Raw genomic sequence first — 2,723 nt, 5'->3', positions numbered from 1 at the left:
CGGCACGCCAGTCCCGGCCGTAGAGGCGGCGCAGCAGCGCGTCGTCGGCGTTGCCCCGCTGGGTCCGTACGCTCACCCAGCGGCCCTCCGGGCGTACCGGATGGGTCACCGTGCGAAGGCCGCGCCGCAGCTGGAAGCCCGCCTCCCGGATGCGGTGCGCGAGTTCCGCGTCCTCGCGGAAGGCGCGCGGCAGGCGCTCGTCGAAGCCGCCGGTGCGCGCCAGCGCAGCGCGGCGGTAGGCCATGTCCGCGGTGATCCACTCGCCGTCGGCGAGGCCCGCGGTGACCCGCTCCCAGTCGGTCGGGCGGCGGCCCTGCGGCAGCGGCACCCGCAGGTTGCCCTGCACTCCCCCGACCTCGGGGCCGGCGTCGCGAAGGTCCTCGGCGAGCCGCCGCAGCCAGTCCGGGTCGGGCAGCACGTCGTCGTCGAGGAAGGCGACCCAGTCGTGCCGGGCGGCCCGCCAGCCGACGTTGCGGGCGGCGGCGGGCCCGGCCGCACGGCCCGAAAGGATCCGTGCCCCGGGCAGCCGCAGCGCAGCGCCGGGGCCGGGGCGGTCGTCCACGACGATCAGCTCCATCGTGGCGGGCAGCGGCCCCAGCGCCTCAAGCAGCTCGGACAGGCTCGGCCGGCCGACGGTAGGAATGACGACGGAGACTCCCGTCATCGGGTCTCCCCCGCCGGCTGCTCGCCGAACGTCCGAGCACGGTGGACCGCGAACGGTCCGATGGCGAGCAGGTCGACCGGCGCCGAGCCGAAGAGCTCCAGAGCCTCCCGCGGGGTGTCGACCATCGGCCGGCCGGCCGTGTTGAGCGACGTGTTCACCACCACCGGCAGCCCGGTGAGCCGCTCGAACTCGGCGAGCATCTCGGCGACCAGCGGCTCGGTGTCGGTGTGGACGGTCTGCACGCGGGCGGTGCCGTCGACGTGGGTGACGGCCGGGATCCGGTCCTTCCACTCCGGCTTCACCCGGTGCACGAAAAGCATGTACGGGCTCGGGTAGACCCCTTCGAAGATGTCGGCGAAGCGTTCGGCCCGGACCATCGGGGCGATCGGGCGGAACTGCTCGCGGCCCTTCACGTCGTTCATCCGGGTCTGGGTGTGCTGGTCGCCGGGGTGGGCCAGCAGGGAACGGTGGCCGAGGGCGCGCGGGCCGTACTCGCTGCGCCCCTGGTACCAGGCGACGATGCCGTTGCGGGCCAGCACCTCGGCGGCTTCGGCGGCGATCGAGCGCGGCCGGGTGTAGGGCACCGCGGCCCGCTTCAGCTCCGCCTCCAGCTCGTCGTCGCTCCAGCCGCGGCCGAGGGCGGCGGTGGTGAACGGGACGTGCTGGTTCGTCAGCGCCAGAGCCGCGCCGAGGGCGGTGCCCGCGTCGCCGGCGGCGGGTTGCACCCACACCCGGTCGAACGGGCCCTCGGCGGCGATCCGGGCGTTCGCCACACAGTTCAGGGCGGTGCCGCCGGCCATGGTCAGCGTCTTCAGCCCGCCGGAGGCCTCGTACGTCCAGCGGGCCAGGTCCAGCAGCACCTCCTCGAGGCGGATCTGCACGCTGGAGGCGAGATCGGCGTGCGTCTCGGTCAGCTCCCTCTCGTCGCCCGCTGCCCGGGCCTTGGCCAGGGCGTCCCAGTCGATGCGCTCGACGACGAACCCGCCGTCGCCGGTGGCCCGGACCAGCTCGCGGAGCAGGCCGATGAACCTGGGCTTGCCGTACGAGGCGAGCGCCATCACCTTGTACTCGTCGCTGGAGTGCATGAACCCGAGGTGCCGGGTCAGGTCCTCGTAGAGCAGGCCGAGCGAATGCGGCAGCTCCTGGCTGCGGAACGTCTCGAGGTGCCCGTCGCGGTAGGCGCCGGCCAGGTGGCTGGCGGACTCGCCGCGCCCGTCCAGGACCAGCACCGCGCTGGGGCCGTCGACGCTGAGCCCGGCGGACGCGGCGTGCGCGACGTGGTGCGGGACGAACCGCACCTGCTCCGGGTCGAGACCGGGCAGCGCGGTGGCCAGAAACTGCGGTGCCCGCCGCGCGTAGTCGACACGCAGGCTGTCCCAGGGGTCGTGGATGCCCACCTCGGCCGGGTCGCGGCAGAGCGCCGGGTCGAAGGAGTAGGCGACCGCGTCCAGGTCGCCGGGCCGCAGGCCGGCCTCCTGCAGGCACCAGGCGGCGGAGAGCTCGGGGAGCTCCCAGGCGGAGAACGGCACGGGACGTTTGCCGTGCTTACGGCGGCTGAACCGCTCCTCCTCCGCGGCAGCCACGACACGACCGTCGACGATCACGGCCGCGGACGGATCATGGAAGATCGCGTTGATCCCGAGTACTCGCATGGCGACGCGGTTACCCCGGAATTTTTCACTTACTCACATGATCATCGACTTCTCCTGTTCGGTCGAACAATTCACGTTTTTGCCCCATTACCTGCACTGATCGTTACCGTCCGCCAGGGGATCTTTGCTGTGAGTCAAGGTTTCATGCGATGCAATGTGGGCAGACTGGCGCAATGGCTCAGGTAAAGGTGGCTGAGGTAGCGGTGTACGAGGTAGAGCAGCTCATCGACGGCACATGGACACCCGGCAACGGCGAGCGGACGCTGACCGTTCTGAATCCGCGCGACGACTCCCCGGTCACGCGCGTGCCGGTCTCCTCCGAGGCCGACGTGGCCGCGGCGGTGAAATCCGCCCGCGCCGCCGCCCCCGGCTGGGCCCGGACCGCGCCGGCGGCCCGCGCCGCCGCC

The 2,723-nt window shown here is 72.6% G+C and carries 3 protein-coding genes; 1 reads left to right on the top strand and 2 read right to left on the bottom strand.

Annotated elements, in window-relative coordinates:
- The coding region (locus tag AB0F81_RS51015) for a glycosyltransferase (protein ID WP_360211676.1) at window positions 1-664 on the bottom strand (664 nt) is incomplete at its 3' end.
- On the bottom strand, window positions 661-2,316 hold the full coding sequence (locus tag AB0F81_RS51010) for a carbamoyltransferase C-terminal domain-containing protein (protein ID WP_360211674.1): 1,656 nt from the start codon (window positions 2,314-2,316) through the stop codon (window positions 661-663). The genes AB0F81_RS51010 and AB0F81_RS51015, both read right to left, overlap by 4 nt.
- A 203-nt stretch (window positions 2,317-2,519) precedes the next feature.
- On the opposite strand from AB0F81_RS51010, the gene AB0F81_RS51005 reads away from it, so the two are divergent.
- On the top strand, window positions 2,520-2,723 hold a 204-nt coding region (locus AB0F81_RS51005; RefSeq protein ID WP_360211672.1), incomplete at its 3' end, for an aldehyde dehydrogenase family protein.

This window comes from Actinoplanes sp. NPDC024001, from assembly GCF_040638955.1.
GTDB lineage: Bacteria > Actinomycetota > Actinomycetes > Mycobacteriales > Micromonosporaceae > Actinoplanes.
This window is presented reverse-complemented; position numbering and strand designations above follow the sequence as displayed.

Coding starts and splice junctions, on each gene's coding strand:
- AB0F81_RS51010 (WP_360211674.1), bottom strand. CDS start 2,316: ATGCGAGTACTCGGGATCAACGCGATCTTCCATGATCCGTCCGCGGCC.